Annotated in this window: 14 protein-coding genes and 3 pseudogenes; 10 read left to right on the forward strand and 7 right to left on the reverse strand. The window is 60.7% G+C overall.

The window, feature by feature from the left end:
* Window positions 1-56 precede the first annotated feature (56 nt).
* The 3 genes and pseudogenes from K2W61_RS27940 to K2W61_RS14750 all read left to right on the forward strand — a co-directional run.
* Window positions 57-197: pseudogene (locus K2W61_RS27940) on the forward strand (aminoglycoside phosphotransferase family protein); the annotation flags it as partial.
* 68 nt (window positions 198-265) lie between these two features.
* On the forward strand, window positions 266-853 hold the full coding sequence (locus K2W61_RS14745) for an aminoglycoside phosphotransferase family protein (RefSeq protein WP_474001610.1): 588 nt from the start codon (window positions 266-268) through the stop codon (window positions 851-853).
* A 7-nt stretch (window positions 854-860) separates the two neighbouring features.
* Window positions 861-1,418: pseudogene (locus tag K2W61_RS14750) on the forward strand (DUF3363 domain-containing protein); the annotation flags it as partial.
* A gap of 7 nt (window positions 1,419-1,425) precedes the next feature.
* Here K2W61_RS14750 and K2W61_RS14755 read toward each other — a convergent pair.
* The 7 genes and pseudogenes from K2W61_RS14755 to K2W61_RS14780 form a co-directional block, all read right to left on the reverse strand.
* Window positions 1,426-2,160 carry a response regulator gene (locus K2W61_RS14755; protein ID WP_082592156.1) on the reverse strand — a complete coding sequence of 245 codons (735 nt, stop codon included), beginning with the start codon at window positions 2,158-2,160 and terminating at the stop codon, window positions 1,426-1,428.
* Entirely contained in the window at window positions 2,144-4,885 is a 2,742-nt protein-coding gene (locus tag K2W61_RS14760) for a sensor histidine kinase (RefSeq protein WP_236755906.1), read from the reverse strand. Before K2W61_RS14760 ends, K2W61_RS14755 begins: the two co-directional genes overlap by 17 nt.
* Window positions 4,886-4,969: 84 nt before the next feature.
* Window positions 4,970-7,069, reverse strand: coding sequence for a potassium-transporting ATPase subunit KdpB (gene kdpB, locus K2W61_RS14765; protein ID WP_082592155.1), 2,100 nt, complete (start codon window positions 7,067-7,069; stop codon window positions 4,970-4,972).
* A 14-nt stretch (window positions 7,070-7,083) separates the two neighbouring features.
* On the reverse strand, window positions 7,084-7,758 hold the full coding sequence (gene kdpC / locus K2W61_RS14770; RefSeq protein WP_057505141.1) for a K(+)-transporting ATPase subunit C: 675 nt from the start codon (window positions 7,756-7,758) through the stop codon (window positions 7,084-7,086).
* 9 nt (window positions 7,759-7,767) lie between these two features.
* Window positions 7,768-9,471 (reverse strand): potassium-transporting ATPase subunit KdpA, encoded by a 1,704-nt coding sequence (kdpA, locus tag K2W61_RS14775; RefSeq protein ID WP_057505140.1) that lies wholly within the window; start codon window positions 9,469-9,471, stop codon window positions 7,768-7,770.
* A 130-nt stretch (window positions 9,472-9,601) separates the two neighbouring features.
* Window positions 9,602-9,682: a K(+)-transporting ATPase subunit F gene (gene kdpF, locus K2W61_RS27880; RefSeq protein ID WP_113931806.1), complete on the reverse strand. Its 81-nt coding sequence runs from the start codon at window positions 9,680-9,682 to the stop codon at window positions 9,602-9,604.
* Between the two features lie 48 nt (window positions 9,683-9,730).
* Window positions 9,731-10,510: pseudogene (locus K2W61_RS14780) on the reverse strand (TorF family putative porin).
* 404 nt (window positions 10,511-10,914) lie between these two features.
* On the opposite strand from K2W61_RS14780, the gene K2W61_RS14785 reads away from it, so the two are divergent.
* The 7 genes from K2W61_RS14785 (at window position 10,915) to K2W61_RS14815 (ending at window position 16,532) form a co-directional block, all read left to right on the forward strand.
* Complete coding sequence (locus K2W61_RS14785) at window positions 10,915-11,859, forward strand: LysR family transcriptional regulator (RefSeq protein WP_082592153.1); 945 nt, start codon at window positions 10,915-10,917, stop codon at window positions 11,857-11,859.
* A complete protein-coding gene (locus K2W61_RS14790) occupies window positions 11,856-12,134 on the forward strand; it encodes an EexN family lipoprotein (protein ID WP_057505138.1) in 279 nt (92 codons plus the stop codon). Before K2W61_RS14785 ends, K2W61_RS14790 begins: the two co-directional genes overlap by 4 nt.
* 235 nt (window positions 12,135-12,369) lie before the next feature.
* Window positions 12,370-14,373, forward strand: coding sequence for a conjugal transfer protein TraG (locus K2W61_RS14795; protein ID WP_236755907.1), 2,004 nt, complete (start codon window positions 12,370-12,372; stop codon window positions 14,371-14,373).
* Window positions 14,370-14,834: a ribbon-helix-helix protein, CopG family gene (locus tag K2W61_RS14800; protein ID WP_016448820.1), complete on the forward strand. Its 465-nt coding sequence runs from the start codon at window positions 14,370-14,372 to the stop codon at window positions 14,832-14,834. The genes K2W61_RS14795 and K2W61_RS14800 overlap by 4 nt, the downstream gene beginning before the upstream one ends.
* The gene (trbB, locus tag K2W61_RS14805) at window positions 14,831-15,883 is read left to right on the forward strand and encodes a P-type conjugative transfer ATPase TrbB (RefSeq protein WP_236755908.1); all 1,053 of its coding nucleotides are present in this window, start codon (window positions 14,831-14,833) and stop codon (window positions 15,881-15,883) included. The genes K2W61_RS14800 and trbB overlap by 4 nt, the downstream gene beginning before the upstream one ends.
* The gene (locus K2W61_RS14810; RefSeq protein ID WP_003103996.1) at window positions 15,880-16,263 is read left to right on the forward strand and encodes a TrbC/VirB2 family type IV secretion system protein; all 384 of its coding nucleotides are present in this window, start codon (window positions 15,880-15,882) and stop codon (window positions 16,261-16,263) included. Before trbB ends, K2W61_RS14810 begins: the two co-directional genes overlap by 4 nt.
* Entirely contained in the window at window positions 16,260-16,532 is a 273-nt protein-coding gene (locus tag K2W61_RS14815) for a VirB3 family type IV secretion system protein (protein ID WP_003103993.1), read from the forward strand. The genes K2W61_RS14810 and K2W61_RS14815 overlap by 4 nt, the downstream gene beginning before the upstream one ends.
* The last annotated feature ends 14 nt before the right edge of the window (window positions 16,533-16,546 follow it).

Consider the following 16,546-nt stretch of genomic DNA (forward strand, 5'->3'; position numbering starts at 1 on the left):
CTTGCAGGCATCTCATGAGCGCGTCTTCCCGTTTTCCGCCTCAGGTCACTGTGTGGATGGAGCGCTGGCGCCTGCAGCGCGACGGTGCGCTGCTCACGACGCACCCGAGCTGGTTGCTTGCCGTCCGCCAAGGGGACATGCCGGCGATGCTGAAGGTCGCGCGGGTTCCCGATGAAGAGACCGGTTACCGCCTGTTGACCTGGTGGGAAGGGCAAGGCGCTGCCCGGGTCTTCGCCTCGGCGGCCGGCGCTCTGCTCATGGAGCCATGGAGCGCGCGTCCGGGGCCGGCGACCTTGCCCGGATGGCGCGGTCCGGCCAGGACGACGACGCCTGCAGGATCCTCTGTGACACGGCCGCTCGCCTGCATGCTCCGCGGTCGGGGCCGCTGCCCGATCTCCATCCGCTACAGGTATGGTTCCAGCCGCTTTTCCGGCTGGCCGCTGAGCACGCGGCACTTGCGCCCGCCGCCGGCGTGGCGCGCCAACTTCTGGCGGCGCCGCGCGAGGTGTGCCCGCTCCACGGCGACCTGCACCACGAGAATGTGCTCGACTTCGGCGACCGCGGGTGGCTGGCCATCGACCCGCACGGGCTGCTGGGTGAGCGCACCTTCGACTATGCCAACATCTTCACGAATCCAGACCTCAGCGACCCTGATCGGCCGCTTGCGGTCCTGCCGTGCAGGTTGGAGGCCCGGCTCCGCATTGTGGCCGCCGAGACCGGGCTTGAGCCCGAACGGCTTCTGCGCTGGATCGTTGCATGGACCGGCTTGTCGGCAGCCTGGTTCATCGACGATGGCGAGTGCGCGGCGATTGATCTGGCCGTCAACGCCATGGCACGCCGGTTGCTCGACTAGCGCGGTCACCGATCATCACTTGGTCGTCGAGCTAGGTCAGGCCGTGCCGAACCTTGATCCGCTGGAAGTTGTTGCGGGCCACATCCACCGCCTCGAAGTCCTGCACCAGGCCGGTATCGTGGAGCGCGTGGCCGAAGGTGCCGGACGACTTGGCCGAATGGGGTCGCCGCTACGACGCGCAGTGCCTAGGCGGCGTGACGGTGGAGCTGAAATCGCACGTGCCCATCGAGCGGCAGGTTCGCTTTATCGGGGCCACATGGCTCGACCAGCAGTTGATCAGTGGCGGTTCGGGCCTGGGCGAGCTGAGTTTTGGTAGCGAGGCTAAACAGGCGATGCAGCAGCGCGCCGACTCCCTGGCCAAACAGGGGCTGGCAAAGCTGCGTGGGCAGCGCGTGACCTTGGCGCGGCCGTGCTGGACGACGGCATGGGCTTCAGTCTGCCGAGGAAACCTGTGATCAAGCAGCGGCTTGGGCAGCAGACCGCCGCGACGGTGTGCGGTGGCAGAGTGACATGGGAATTTGGTCGGCAACGTGGCCATCAAGAACTGCTTGGCACCGATCACTGAATTCAGTTCAAGCCGTTTGTCGTTCCTTCGCGATGAATCTCAGTCCAACCCCAGGTTCAGTCACGATATAACGGGGTGCGGAAGCATCGTCTCCAAGTTTGTGACGCAACTTGCCGACAAGAATGCGTAAGTAGTGAGCATCTTCGTCGTGCGTCGGTCCCCACAGCTCCCTTAAAATTTGCGTTTGCGTGATCAACCGTCCTGGTTGGAGAGCCAATAGAGACAGTAGAGAAAACTCCTTGCGACTTAACGTGACGATCTGGCCATGAACCGTCACTTCCCGGTTTACCAGATCTATGCTGACAGTCCCATCGTCATAGACTGGACCTTCCTCCAGACCAGATCCTACGGTTCGCAGGAATGCGCGAATACGCGCCATGAGTTCCTCGACACCGAATGGTTTGGTCACGTAATCGTTAGCGCCCGCATCTAACAAGGCTACCTTTTCCTCCTCGCCGGACCGCACCGTCAACACTATGACAGGCACGCGTGACCACTGCCGAAGCTCTTTGAGAACTTCCTTTCCGTCCTTGTCCGGCAGTCCCAGATCAAGAACGACAAGATCCGCCCCCTTACTGGCTAGCAGCGTTAGTCCCTCGCGTCCCGTTCCTGCCAACAAAGTCGCATAGCCCTGCGAACGCAAACTGATGTCGATGAACTTGCGAATCTGCGTTTCATCATCGATTACAAGAATCCTGGCAGCCGGCGCGCTCGCAGTCGTTTCATTAGGTCGTCCCATCATCTTCTTTCGCCTCTTGCTTGGCATATTCGCCCCACGGCAAGGTCAGACGGATCGTGGTTCCCTTGCCTTCCCGTCCGGGCAGTGCCTGGACGCTGCCCATATGGGCGCCCACGATGCCTTGCACTATCGTCAATCCTAGACCAGTCCCTTGCTTGCCCCGGTCGCCACGCTCCACGCTGTAGAACATATCGAAGATGCGTCGTCGTTCGTCTTCTGGAATGCCGGGACCACGGTCCGAGACGTCTACTTGCAATTGGCCATCTTCATTGCGCTGGACCTTCACGTGGATGGGAACTTCCAGAGGGGAGAACTTTGCCGCGTTTTCCATCACGTTGAACAAAGCCTGCTCGATTAGGGCGGGATGGACATGAATCGGCGGCAGCCCCGAGGGAATGTCGAGCTCCAGGCGGATATTCGGCTCGTACCGTTGCAGACGCCTTGACGCCGACCCCACTAATTCGTCTATACCGATCCAGTCGCGCGTCAACGTCAGGCCCTGCTGCCCAAGTCGCGTCATGTCGAGCAGGTTCTGAATGTAGCGATCCAAGCGTTCGCCCTCAATATGAATGGTTTCCAGCAAACTCTGCTGATCCTCCGTTCCCATGTTCTTGCCGTACCGCGCCAGACTGTCGGCCGCCCCTATCATCGATGATAAGGGCGAGCGCAGATCGTGCGACACGGATGACAACAACGCGGACCGCAGACGCTCCGTTTCTCCCGTGACCCGCGCCTCCTCCAATTGTGATACCAACCGCGTGCGTAGCGCCGCCTGACCAATGTCTTCCACCATGCTTTCTGCGAGGCGGCGCTGCTCAAACGATAGACGCCCCATATCCGACCGGAACCTTAGTCCGGCCACGCCTAGCGCGTCTTTGTCCGAACGCACTGGGAGGAACAGCCAACTGGAACTACTCAAGGTGTCTGTGTAACGCCCACTCATTTGTCCGTGTTGTTGCGTCCAGTCCGCCGCCATCAAATCTTTATCGGTAAGCGGGGTTGTGGCGGCGGTAGGCCCCGATTCCCCGTTGATGCGTATCCATGCTTCGGCATGAAGGGTCGATCTTAGTATCGAGGCGCCTGACGCAATAACCTGTCCAAGATCGGCTGCCTTGGCAAGTTGGCGTCCCAATTTCTGCATTGCTGTAGCGTGAGTGTTGGCGGCTCGCAGTGCCACTACTTGTCTGCGTAGTTGCGAAGCCAAGCGCCCTGCGATCAGTGCTGCTGCGAGAAACAGCATTACGGTTGCGACGCCGCGAGGGGCACTGATCAGAAAGGTAAGTTTTGGCTCGATAAAGAAGAAATCATAGGCCAAGAAGCAGAGAACGGCAGTGATAACTGCTGACGCCATGCGAGTGCGTGACGCGACCAGCACAACAGCTACGAGAAAGATCAGCGACAGATCCTGTAATCCTAGAACTCGTTCAGCCAAGGCTGCTGAACCTATGGCGGCAGCGCTGGCCAGAAGAATCAGCGAGACTTCCCGTTTCGTAATTCGGCTGCTGGCCGTGTCAGTCCAATATATCGTCTGCTGCCGCGCCTGCGGTGTGCTGACAATCGTCAGTTCGTAGCGAGCGCCGCGCTGTAGCAGTTGCTGCGTCAATGTACGGTTGAACATTCGGGCGAAAGGACGCTCGCGCGTGCGACCGATCACAATGGATCTTGCGCCGCGCGCTTCCGCAGCGTCCAGCAATGCCTGCGTGACGTCGGTGTTGTGCATCACCTCCGTCTCCCCGCCAAGATTGCGCGCTAGCGCGAAAGCCTTGTCGATCTCCATCAAACGTTGCTGCTCAGCACGCGCGCTCCTTCTGAGCCATGAGATCGGCTGGGCGATGCTTCCTGCTTGCTGTGTCGCGTCGGCAGACCTGCCTGTGTCTACGGTGACCACTGACCATGGCGAGCCACGTCGCTCGGCCATTCTGGAACCCGCTCTCACGAGATATTCGGATTGTCCCCGGCCATCAATGGCGATCAGCACATGGTGTTGAATGGGAATGCCTGCCAACCCGCGTGCGGCACGCTTTTCGCGAAGGTCGACATCGACGTGCTCCGCCACCGTTTGCATTGCAAGCTCACGCAAGGCGGTGAGATTAGACGGTGAAAAGAACGCCTGTAGCGCTCTCGCAGCCTGTTCGGGAATATAGACTTTTCCATCGTTCAGACGTTCTATCAGTTCGCGCGCAGGCAAATCGACCAGGCGAATGTCACGCAAACGCTCAAAAATAGTGTCAGGAACAGTCTCGTTTACTCGAATACCTGTAATTTGGTGCACAACGTCGTTCACACTCTCCAAATGCTGGATATTGACCGTCGTGTAAACGTCGATACCGGCGTTGAGCAATTCCTCCACATCCTGCCAGCGCCGCTCATGGCGGCTTCCGGGGGCATTGCGATGGGCTAGCTCATCTACTAAGGCAATTGCCGGCTTGCGTGCTAGCAAGCCATCCAGGTCCATTTCCTCCAGTTGCCGCCCTCGATACTCAATTGTTTTGCGAGGCAGCAATGGGAGCCCCTCGACCAGAGCCCAGGTCTCGCCACGGCCATGGGTTTCGACGATACCAATAACGACATCCACCCCTTGGCGGTGCAGTTCTCGCGCACGGGCCAGCATGGCGTAGGTCTTGCCAACGCCAGGCGCAGCACCCAGAAATACCGTCAACCGTCCGGCAGACTCTCGCTTGAGTTCACCCAGTATGGCGTCGGATTTTATGGGTTGGGTCGCTCCCATAAGGCGGTCCTCTTAACTCGATAACTTCATAGGGTTTTGGGCAACGTTTTTTAGCGTTGCCCAATTATTCCAGATTATTAACTTTCAGAAGAATGGGGTCAGCATAATGTCGATCAGCTTGATTCCGATGAACGGCGCGATGAGGCCACCGACGCCGTAGATCAAAAGGTTGCGCCTGAGCAGATGCGAGGCCGATTCGGCCCGATACTTCACCCCACGCAAGGCAAGCGGGATCAAGGCAACGATGATGAGCGCATTGAAGATCACCGCGGACAGAATCGCCGAATTGGGGCTGTGCAGGCCCATCACGTTCAAGGCCCCCAATGCCGGGTAGGTGGCGACGAACGCGGCCGGAATGATCGCGAAGTACTTTGCCAGGTCGTTCGCGACACTGAAGGTAGTCAGCGCTCCGCGCGTCATGATCATCTGTTTGCCCACCTCGACAACCCGCAGAAGCTTGGTGGGATTGCTGTCCAGATCCACCATGTTGCCCGCTTCCTTTGCGGCTTGAGTGCCGCTGTTCATCGCCACGGCCACATCAGCCTGCGCAAGGGCCGGCGCGTCATTTGTGCCGTCCCCCGTCATGGCCACCAAGTGGCCCTCGGCCTGGTATTTGCGGATCAGACGCAACTTGTCTTCAGGCGTGGCTTCAGCCAAGAAATCATCCACGCCTGCATCAGCGGCAATCGTGGCTGCAGTGAGCCTGTTGTCCCCCGTAATCATGACAGTCTTGATTCCCATGGCGCGCAGTTGGCCGAAACGCTCCTTGATGCCATGCTTGATGATGTCTTTGAGTTCGACCACACCAATGACGCTCGGGCCGTCGGCCACGACCAGAGGTGTGCTGCCACGCCGAGAAATTTCCTCGACGATCCGGCTAACGGCCTCAGGGAATGTCCCGCCGGCATGCTCCACGTAGGCGCGAATCGCCGATGCAGCCCCTTTGCGCAGTTGCCGATCATCGATGTCTATGCCGCTCATGCGGGTCATTGCACTGAATGCAATGGGCTGTGCACCGTCCAGTGTCCGAAGCTTGACATTGAAGCTGCCCTTAGCCAGCGTCACAATGGAGCGACCTTCCGGCGTTTCGTCAGCCAGCGAAGCCAGGTAGGCAGCATTGGCAACAGCCGGCTCAGACAGGCCAGGAGCGGCGACAAACCTGACAGCCTCGCGGTTGCCCAGGGTGATCGTGCCAGTCTTGTCGAGTAGCAGCACGTCAACGTCACCGGCAGCTTCGATCGCGCGACCAGAGGTTGCTAATACATTTGCTTTCATCATGCGGCTCATGCCAGCAATGCCCACAGTCGATAGCAGGGCCCCTATGGTCGTCGGGATCAGGCATACCAGCAGGGCAATGAGGACCGTGATGCTCACTGGCTGTCCTGCGCCATTGACCTGTACGCCGAACATGGAGAACGGCAACAAGGTCACGCATACCAGCAGGAAGATCAGCGTCAGGGCGACCAACAGGATGTTCAGCGCAAGCTCGTTCGGTGTCTTGCCTCGCTTGGCACCCTCGACCATGGCGATCATGCGGTCAAGGAACGCCTCACCAGGCTTCGCTGTGACGCGCATGATGATCCAGTCCGAGAGCACGCGGGTCCCGCCGGTAACCGAGCTGAGATCGCCCCCAGCCTCGCGGATCACCGGAGCCGACTCCCCTGTGATGGCCGACTCATCGACGGAGGCGACCCCAACCAGGACCTCACCGTCCGCTGGGATGGTTTCTCCGGCGTTGACATGGACGTAAGCGCCCACGGCCAATTCGTCGCTGGGGACGGGCCAGCTCGTACCGTCCAGCTTAGGTTCCTTGAGCACACGGGCAACCACTCGCCGCCGAGAGGCGCGCAGCGCTTGAGCATGCGCTTTGCCGCGGCCCTCGGCCAATGCCTCGGCTGCGTTGGCGAAGAGCACGGTGAACCAGAGCCAGGCAGCCACTGCAAAGATGAAGCCCGCCGGGGCGTCGCCATCTCCTCGCACAGCCTGAATCCCCAGAACCGTTGCCACGATGCTGCCGACATACACGACAAACATCACTGGGTTCTTCATCTGCACGCGCGGAGACAGCTTACGAAAAGCTTCACCAATGATCGAGGACCATGGCAGGGCGCCGGGCTGAGGGTCTGGCTGCTTACCAGACGGGCCGGTGCTATTAGTAGACGTGATGACTTCTGTTTGGGACATAAAAACTCCCAGCTTTATTGGGTGACTGGCCGGGCCTTGAAGGCCTCGTCCAGTGCAAGGTTGAGTTCCAGCACGTTGACGCGGGGTTCGCCAAGAACGCCGAGCTGACGTTGCGCTGTGTTCTTTTCCAGCACCGACAGCACATCCTTCTCAGGCACATTGCGCGCCTTTGCCACCCGGGACACTTGCAGCCGGGCGTTCGCTAACGAAATGTGCGGGTCAAGGCCGGAGGCAGATGCGGTCACCGCATCGACCGGTACCTTCGCGTCAGCTGCCAGACCGTTTTCCTCCCGGTAGGCTTTGGTGCGCTCTGCCACGGCGTCGAGCAGTTTCTTGCTCAGCGCCCCCTGGTTGCTCGCGCCGCTGTTGGCAGCGTTGTACGGCTGGTCGATCGAATTGGCTGGATCGTTCGGGTCAGCGCCGGAAGTGGCACTGGGGCGGCCATGGAAATACTGAGGGCTAGAGAAAAGCTGGCCAATGACACGCGAGCCGACGGCCTGTCCGTTGCGAGTAATCAAACTGCCTTGCGCCTGATCGCTAAAGAGTAATTGGGCCACGCCAGTAGTGGCCAGTGGATACACCAGTCCGGTCACGATCATGAAGAGCACTGCAGAAACAAGCACCGGGCGGGTGACACCGCTGAATGCCGATGTCACAGCCGGGCTGACTTGTGTTTGAATTTCAGTCATAGCTACTCCTTAGAAGGTCTGGCCCGTGAGCAACAGTAAGTGCTCCACGATGGGACCCAGAGCGAGAGCGGGCAGGAAAGTCAGTCCGCCGACGATGAGGACGATGAAAACCAGCAGCCCCGTGAACAGGGGCGTGGCTGTCGAGAGCGTTCCTGCGCTGGCCGGAATGCTGTTCTTGGCTGCCATTACTCCAGCGACCGCGAGCATGGGCAGCAGCGTGAAATAGCGGCCCACGAGCATGGCCAGGCCGATGGTCGTATTGAAGAAAGGCGTATTGGCATTCAGGCCTGCAAATGCAGAGCCGTTGTTCGCCGTGCCTGACGTATACGCATACAGGACTTCACTGAAGCCGTGTGGCCCGAGGTTGGCCAAGCTTTCCATGGTGGCCGGGACCAGGCATGCGATGGCCGTGAATCCGAGGATGCTCAACGGATGGGCGAGCACGGCGATCATCACGTACTTCATCTCCCGTGCCTCGACTTTTTTGCCAAGAAACTCAGGAGTGCGGCCGATCATCATGCCCACAAGGAACACCGTGAGGATGGCATAAGTGACCAGATTGATTAGACCCACGCCATCACCACCGAATACGTTGTTGAGCATCATCTGGGCCAACGGAACGAAACCGCCCATCGGGGTGTAGGAGTCGTGCATCGAGTCCACCGAGCCGGTGGTTGCGGCTGTGGTTACTGCTGCAAACATGCTGCTTTGAGCCACGCCAAAGCGCAGCTCCTTGCCCTCCATGTTGCCGCCACCCTGCAGAGCGGTTTGCGTCTGATCCACGCCCAGGGGCGTCAACATCGGATTGCCGCTGTGCTCCGCGTTGTAGATCAACGCAAGAAAGCCTACGAACATCACAACGAAGGCGCCAAAGAAGGCCCAGCCTTGCCTGCGGCGCATGATCATCGAGCCGAACGTGTAAGTCAGCGCAGATGGGATCAGCAGCATGCTGAGCATGTGCAGCGTGTTGGTCAGCGGCGTCGGATTCTCGAACGGATGTGCGGCATTCATGCCGAAAAAGCCACCGCCGTTGGTGCCGATGTGCTTGATCGTCTCGAAGCTCGCGACCGGCCCCATGATGATCTGCTGCTTGGCTCCTTCGAGCGTGGCGACAACTGCGTCGGCACTCAGCGTTTGCGGCATGCCTTGCCAGACATAAACCAGTGCCATCACGAAGCACAGTGGCAGCAGGAGCCGATAGAGCACACGGGTGAAATCCACCCAGTAATTACCGATGTCGCCCGTGGACCTTCGGCTCAGGCCCCGAATGACCCCCCCTGCGGCAGCCACGCCCGTTGTTGCGCTAACGGACATCAAGAAGGTGATGACCGCCATTTGTGAGAAGTTGGACAGGCTGCTTTCGCCTGAATAGGCTTGCCAGTTGGTGTTGGTGATGAACGAAGCCGCAGTATTGAATGCCAGATCAGGCGTTTGAGACGCCCTCTCCAGCGCATCGCCAGGCAAATACTGCTGCACGCGCAGCAGAACGTAGCCAAGGAGCATCATGGCGGCGTTGCTCAGGACGAGCACCATCCCGTAGCGTTTCCATGACATCTTCTCCGACGGGTCAACGCCAAGAACTCGATAGGTACCACGCTCCAGAAAACTGTGCGCAGGACTTGTGAAAAGACGTGCCATCCATTTCCCGAGCACCACGACCAGGCCGGTCATGATCACCAGGATGATAGCGAATTGGACAATGTCGACAGTCATCTTGGACTCCGATCAAATTTTTTCGAGGCCAACGATGAACCCCGCCGTGATTACGAAAAATCCGCAAGCCAATACCAAAAACAAGAAATCACCCATAAATGCACCTCGATTGATTTGAATAATTTTGTAATCAGAACTTTTCAGGCCTGATCAGTGCATAAAGCAAATATGCAAATAACCCGAACGATATCAATCCGATAATCAAATTCACGATCCACCTTTATTGAAAATTGCCATGCTGCTGGCAAGTTAATGATTTTTAGAAAGAGGCTTGCAGAGCGAACTCAACACGAGAGCCCGCCATACTGGGAAACATCCTTTTTGCGGCGGAGTCCGTCCCGTGCAGCGTCAGCCTTGCCTCGAATGGGGCTTGAAATCCCCACACCACGCCCAGGGAGCCGTGGGTGTAGCTATCCGCGTAGGCGCTGTCCAGGAAGTAGCGCGCTAGCGTGCCCTCGAAACGCCATTTGTCATTGACGGGGTATCGCACGCCGATGAGCGCATAGGTACCAGTTGTCTTGCTGGCCATCGCGTTCGTGGAGCGCCCCACCGACAGCCAGTAGTTGTCGCGCCAAGTAAGCGCCGCGTTGACTTCGTTCCAGCTGGGGGAGCCTTGTGTACCGGGGTACTGGTAGCGCAGGTAATACGCATCAAGCGCCCAGTCTTCTGCCAGCTTGCCGCTCCAGCCCAAAGCGATATCGAATTCGCTACTGGCATTGTTATCTGGCTTGAACTTGACGTTGGAACCCTAGGCCGAAGCATAGAAGCCGGAGTCGTGGGCGTACTTCACTCCTGCTTGAACCGCCGGCTTCTCACGTGTCTGTGAAGAGCCGCGCCACACGTAGTCCGACGTCAATGCAACATTGCCGGAGACTTGCGCTTGAACGCTGGTTGCCGCCCCAAGCAGCAGCACGCTGATCGCAGCAGCAACGACCTTTCTAGTCGCCTGAATTTTTTCGAGATGCATGATTTTTCTCGCGAACGAATAGCGAAATGCCCATGCAACCAAGTATTCAGTGAAAGCGCGTAAATTTTCCATTCATGAACAATCTCCACGCATAAATTCTACGTAAATTATGAAGATCTTCGCTGTCGCACACGAGTTTAGTGAAGTCGGTCAAGGCGCGTCGACGTCCGCGTGCGCGCGGCGGCTGTGATCGTAAATTTATGTTGAATTTACGACGAGCGGAGTCTGCTTGAGGTATGGTTTTCAGGCCTCCGGCGCAAGAGTGTCCAATCAAATACAAGACGCCATCCTCATTGGCACTGTTGTGGTTGGATTCGTCTCCTTTTTTCGTATCGCAGAAATGAGCTGCATGGCTTGCAAGTCGACTTAAAGAATCACTACCGAGCCGCAATTTTCAAATATGCGCCAATCTTCTTAGAGCTGCATATATGGGTGATTGATTTGACCGAAAATGAAGCGTCAGCGAGATAGAAAGAATGGAGTTACGCCACCTTCGATACTTTCTCGCAGTTGCAGAGGAGCTTCGCTTTGTTCGTGCTGCCGAGCGACTGCACATCGAGCAATCACCGTTGTCGCGCGCAATCAAGGAGCTTGAGGAGGAGTTGGGTGTCCTGCTATTTGCGCGCACCACACGCAGCACGCAATTGACCCGTTCTGGCAAGTTGTTTTTGGAGCATGTGCGCCGTGTATTCACCGCCTTGGAGCAAGCACGGGATAGCGTGCGAGCGGCAGCTAACGGCTTTCACGGACAATTGCGCGTGGCATTATCGGACGGCATTACACCGTCGCGCTTGCCGGCATTGCTGGCGCAATGCCGGCAGGAAGAACCCGAAGTGGAACTCAGATTCTTCGAGATTCCACTGTCGCAGCAGATCAAGGGACTGCATGACGACTCGTACGACGTGGGATTTGCGCAGTCCGACGAGGTAGGCGATGGCATCTTCGCTCTACCTGTCTGGAGCGATCCGCTCATGGTTGCGGTGCCGGCTCGGCATCCACTGCTGGCCCACAAGCGGATTCCTCTGGACGAACTGCTGCGCTATCCGCTTGTCCTGTGTGACCCACAAATCTGTGAAGGCCATGCCAAGCATGTCGAGCGAGTGTTGCGCCGTACCGAAATGGAGCCGCTGATCGCGGAACGAGTGGCATCCGCCGACCTGATGATGGCGCTGGTGGCGGCAGGCTTTGCGCTTGGACTGGCAGGTGCGGCGCACATTGCTGCCAGCCGTGAACCTGGCGTAGTGGCCCGGCCTCTGGCGGCGCGCGTACCGCCGCTGACCACTTATTTGCTGTATCCCGAAAGTGAGCCGCTGGAAGTGCTAGAACGATTTATTGGGCGCGTACAGGCGATCGAATCCCTGGAATCTCCCAGGCCTATGCGAGGCCGCTGTTCTGACATATCGGAGGAACCCGCATCATGAGGAAGATACTTCCGCTTTTACTGGCTGCCGCGTTGACTGCTTGCGGCTCGTCCGAGATGCCTCAGAAGGCCGACACCTCGGAAGCGAATATCCCAACGGTGGAAGAACTGGCGGCCAATCCTGAGCGGCTCAAAGAGCTGCGCCAGCAATGCAAGACCGACCGCCCGAAGCTGGGCGACGTGCTGTGCAACCGGGTGGCCGAGGCCACGCGCAAGCGGTTCTATGGCGACGGCGAAACGCCGTACACACCACCGAAGGAACCGCCTAAGTTCTGATCGTTGGCGGTTCGCCGAATCGCCTTAATTTTTTGCTCGATACGCCGCAATGCGCCCGCGCTTGCGGCGTTTTTCTTTGGCTCGCCGTCGCACTCATTCTGTCTTTTTGCTCGACCTTTCTGCCGAAAACGGTCTTTGACCGGCACTGACCCGGCACCGATCCTGACGCCTGCGGCACGTCCTTGTGCCGCTTTTCCCATGAGGAATCAGCGTGGGAGAAATCGGAGGCCAGGTCATGCAAGGGACGAACGTGCTGTTCGGTCAGATCGCCGTGGTATTCGGCATCGTGATCGCCGGCGTGTGGGGCGCCACACAATGGACAGCAGCGGCTCTTGGCTACCAAGTACGCCTTGGCTCGCCCTGGTTCGACTTTCTTGGCACGTCGATCTACCACCCGTGGAAGCTGTTTGAGTGGTGGTTTTTCTTCGGCGCTTATGCGCCGGAAGTCTTCGACACCGGCGGCGCCATTGCTGGTGCCAGCGGCATGGTCGCTGTGGTCGTCGCCATCGCCATGTCGGTATGGCGCTCGCGCCAAGCGCGCCTCATCACCACCTACGGCTCTGCGCGCTGGGCCAACGCGCAGGACATTCGCAGGGCTGGCCTCACGCAGCCTGCCGGTGTGTTCCTGGGCCAGCACGATCGCCAGTACCTGCGACATGAAGGCCCGGAACACGTCCTGACCTTCGCGCCCACGCGCTCGGGTAAGGGCGTGGGCCTGGTAGTGCCCACCTTGTTGAGCTGGCCCGCGTCGGCCGTCATCCACGACATCAAGGGCGAAAACTGGCAGATCACCGCCGGCTGGCGCTCGCGCTTCTCGCATTGCCTGCTGTTCAACCCCACGGATGCGAAGTCGGCGGCCTACAACCCGCTGCTTGAGGTTCGGCGTGGCGCGCATGAAGTGCGCGACGTGCAGAACATCGCGGACATTCTGGTCGATCCCGAAGGCGCGCTGGAGAAGCGCAACCATTGGGAGAAGACCTCGCACGCGCTGCTGGTCGGGGCCATCCTGCATGTGCTCTATGCGGGCGAAGACAAGACGCTGCGCGGCGTCGCCAACTTCCTGTCCGATCCGGCCAGCCCGTTCGAGCTGACCTTGCACCGGATGATGACCACGCCGCACCTCGGCGATGGCCCGCATCCTGTCGTGGCTTCGGCGGCGCGCGAAGTGCTCAACAAGTCGGACAACGAGCGTTCCGGCGTGCTGTCCACGGCCATGTCGTTCCTCGGCCTGTACCGTGATCCCACGGTGGCCGAAGTCACGTCGCGCTGCGACTGGCGCATCGCCGACCTGATCGCGGCCGAGCATCCGGTGTCGCTGTATCTGGTGGTGCCGCCTTCGGACATTTCACGGACGAAGCCGCTCATCCGCCTGATCCTCAACCAGATCGGCCGGCGCCTCACCGAATCGCTCGATGGCTCCGACGGCATCGAGCGCCGCCACAAGCTGCTGCTGATGCTTGATGAGTTCCCGGCGCTGGGGCGCCTGGACTTCTTCGAGACGGCCTTGGCCTTCATGGCCGGCTACGGCATCCGCAGCTTCCTCATTGCGCAGTCGCTTAACCAGATCGACAAAGCCTACGGCCAGAACCATTCCATCCTCGACAACTGCCATGTGCGCGTGACGTTCGCCACCAACGACGAACGCACCGCCAAGCGCATCTCCGAGACGCTGGGCACGGCCACCGAGCTGCGCGCGCAGCGCAACTACGCGGGCCACCGGCTGGCGCCGTGGCTAGGGCATCTCATGGTGTCGCGCCAGGAAACGGCCCGACCGCTTCTCACGCCCGGCGAAGTGATGCAGCTACCACCCGACGAGGCGGTGGTGATGGTGTCCAGCGTGGCGCCGATCAAAGCCAAGAAGCTGCGCTACTACGCGGACAGCAATTTCAAGCGCCGCGTGCTGCCACCACCGCCGCTGTCAGACGGGCAATACGCCGACGCGCCGCCGACTCGCCCGGACGACTGGAGCGGCCTGGCGATTCCCGCCACGCCTACCGCACCTGCAACCGATGCCGCCGAAGGCGTCGCCGCTTCGGCCGACGACGGTGGCCCACGCCGTCAGCCCGAACTCTCCGAAACCGTCGCCTACGACCCCGAGCTGGCCGCGCCTGCGGCCGACCTGGCGCTGCTCGATGACGACGACGACCTGCCGCTTCCTCTCCCTCGCCAGCTTGATCCGGCCATGCAGCGCACGGCCCGGCTGGCATCGCTGAACCCCAACGACGGAATCGAGCTATGAGCCATTACCGCCTGAATCTCTTTATCCAGCCCGAACACGCCAAGCGCCTGGACGAGCTGGCCGCCAAGAAGGGCGTTTCCAAGTCGTCCATCGTCGCGGCGGCGCTCGCATCGTGGCTGTCGCCCGATGCCGCCGACCAGCGCGAGGCGGCCATCGCCAAGCGCCTGGATCGGCTGTCGCGCCAATCCGAACGGCTGGAGCGCGACCAGAACATCCAGATCGAGACGCTGGCGCTGTTCATTCGCTACTACCTCACGGTCAGCACGCCCGTTCCCGAGGCGCACCAAGAGGCCGCCCGCGCTCAGGGCAAAGCGCGCTTCGAGCAGTTCGTTGAACAGTTGGGCCGCCACCTGCTGCGCGGGCGCAGCCTGGTGCGCGACGTGGTGGAGGAACTGCATCCCGATCCTATGCGGATGGAGGACGCGGCGGCGGCCGCGCAAGCGCGGGAGCGTGCGTCATGAGCGCCGTTCCGCAGTCCATGAGCGCCACGTCGCTCGACCGCCGCATCCAGATGCTGCGCACAGCGATGGGGCCGCTGATCGCCGCCGCGCTCGAAGACCCGGACGTGGTGGAGGTGATGCTGAATCCTGATCGCACCCTTTGGGTGGATCGGCTTTCCAGTGGGCGCGCGCCGATGGGCGTGGAACTGCCCGAGGCGGACGGCGAGCGAATCATCCGCCTCGTGGCCGCCCACGTCGGCGCGGAAGTGCATCGCGGCCAGCCGCTGTTGTCCGCCGAGTTGCCCGAAACGGGCGAACGCTTCGAGGGCATCTTGCCGCCGGCAGCGCCGGGGCCGGCCTTCGCGCTGCGCAAGCGCGCCATCGGCGTGATTCCGCTGGAGCGGTACGTCATCGACGGGATGATGACCAGCGCGCAGGCGGGCTTTCTCGTTCGCGTCGTGCGCGAGCGGCAGAACGTGCTGATCGCCGGCGCCACCAGCAGCGGCAAGACCACGCTCGCCAATGCTTTGCTCGCCGAAATCGCCGCCACCGGCGACCGCGTGCTGGTGCTCGAAGACACGGTGGAGCTGCAATGCGCGGCCCGCGACCACGTTCCCCTGCGCACCCGCGCAGGCGTGGTGTCGATGACCGAGCTGGTGCGCTCGTCCATGCGCCTGCGGCCTGATCGCGTCGTCGTTGGCGAAGTGCGCGGCGCCGAGGCGCTGGATCTCATCAAGGTGTGGGGCACGGGCCACCCCGGCGGCATCGCCACGATCCATGCCGGCTCCGCGTTGGGTGCGCTGCTGCGCCTGGAGCAACTGATTCTCGAAGTGGCGGTGAATCCGCCCCGTGCGCTGATCGCCGAAGCGGTCAACGTGGTGATCCACATCGCCGGGCGCGGGCGCAAGCGCCGCATCGAGAGCATCGCCCGCGTCGTCGGCTTCGACGGCGTGGGCTACCAACTGGCGGACGCGCTGGAAACGCCGTTTCCCGAGCTGCCGCCACTTCCCGATGCCGCACCCGCTGCGGCGACTTCCCCATCCCCTGACTCACTTGGAGAACTGCCATGACGCAGATGACCATTCCTGCTTTCCGTTTTTCTGCAAATCCGGCTTTGCGTCTTGCGCGGCTGCGCTGCCTGGCCCGCCCTGCGGGGCAAGGGCTGCTGCTGGCCGCGCTGCTGCTGTTCCTGGCCGGAACCGCACAGGCCGCCGGTTCCTCGATGCCGTGGGAAGGCCCGCTGCAATCCATCCTCGAATCCATCCAGGGGCCGGTGGCGCGAATCGTCGCGGTCATCATCATCATCGCCACGGGCCTCGCGCTCGCGTTCGGCGACACGTCCGGCGGATTCCGCAAGCTGATCCAGATCGTCTTCGGTCTGTCCATCGCATTCGCCGCTTCGAGCTTCTTCCTGTCGTTCTTCAGCTTCTCCGGCGGGGCGGTCGTATGAGTGCCCCGGACACCTTCGCGGACGGCTTCGAGGTGCCGCTGCATCGCTCGCTCACCGAGCCGATCCTGCTGGGCGGTGCGCCGCGCACCGTGGCGATCGCCAACGGCACGCTGGCTGCCGCTGTCGGCCTAGGCCTGCAACTGTGGATTCCCGGCGTGGTGCTCTGGATCGTCGGCCATTCTTTGGCGGTGTGGGGTGCGCGCGTTGATCCGCAGTTCATGCAGGTCTTCGCCCGGCACATCAAGCACCGCCCGCTGCTGGACGTGTGAGGGGAGGACGCCGC

It is taken from the genome of Achromobacter pulmonis (genome assembly GCF_021733725.1).
Classification (GTDB): Bacteria; Pseudomonadota; Gammaproteobacteria; order Burkholderiales; family Burkholderiaceae_B; genus Achromobacter; species Achromobacter pulmonis.

What these genes read in the sequence shown, in the direction of transcription:
- K2W61_RS14745 (WP_474001610.1), top strand. Translation starts at nt 266, where the DNA reads ATGGAGCGCGCGTCCGGGGCCGGCGACCTTGCCCGGATGGCGCGGTCC.
- K2W61_RS14755 (WP_082592156.1), bottom strand. Translation starts at nt 2,160, where the DNA reads ATGATGGGACGACCTAATGAAACGACTGCGAGCGCGCCGGCTGCCAGG.
- K2W61_RS14760 (WP_236755906.1), bottom strand. Translation starts at nt 4,885, where the DNA reads ATGGGAGCGACCCAACCCATAAAATCCGACGCCATACTGGGTGAACTC.
- kdpB (WP_082592155.1), bottom strand. Translation starts at nt 7,069, where the DNA reads ATGTCCCAAACAGAAGTCATCACGTCTACTAATAGCACCGGCCCGTCT.
- kdpC (WP_057505141.1), bottom strand. Translation starts at nt 7,758, where the DNA reads ATGACTGAAATTCAAACACAAGTCAGCCCGGCTGTGACATCGGCATTC.
- kdpA (WP_057505140.1), bottom strand. Translation starts at nt 9,471, where the DNA reads ATGACTGTCGACATTGTCCAATTCGCTATCATCCTGGTGATCATGACC.
- K2W61_RS14785 (WP_082592153.1), top strand. Translation starts at nt 10,915, where the DNA reads ATGGAGTTACGCCACCTTCGATACTTTCTCGCAGTTGCAGAGGAGCTT.
- K2W61_RS14790 (WP_057505138.1), top strand. Translation starts at nt 11,856, where the DNA reads ATGAGGAAGATACTTCCGCTTTTACTGGCTGCCGCGTTGACTGCTTGC.
- K2W61_RS14795 (WP_236755907.1), top strand. Translation starts at nt 12,370, where the DNA reads ATGCAAGGGACGAACGTGCTGTTCGGTCAGATCGCCGTGGTATTCGGC.
- K2W61_RS14800 (WP_016448820.1), top strand. Translation starts at nt 14,370, where the DNA reads ATGAGCCATTACCGCCTGAATCTCTTTATCCAGCCCGAACACGCCAAG.
- trbB (WP_236755908.1), top strand. Translation starts at nt 14,831, where the DNA reads ATGAGCGCCGTTCCGCAGTCCATGAGCGCCACGTCGCTCGACCGCCGC.
- K2W61_RS14810 (WP_003103996.1), top strand. Translation starts at nt 15,880, where the DNA reads ATGACGCAGATGACCATTCCTGCTTTCCGTTTTTCTGCAAATCCGGCT.
- K2W61_RS14815 (WP_003103993.1), top strand. Translation starts at nt 16,260, where the DNA reads ATGAGTGCCCCGGACACCTTCGCGGACGGCTTCGAGGTGCCGCTGCAT.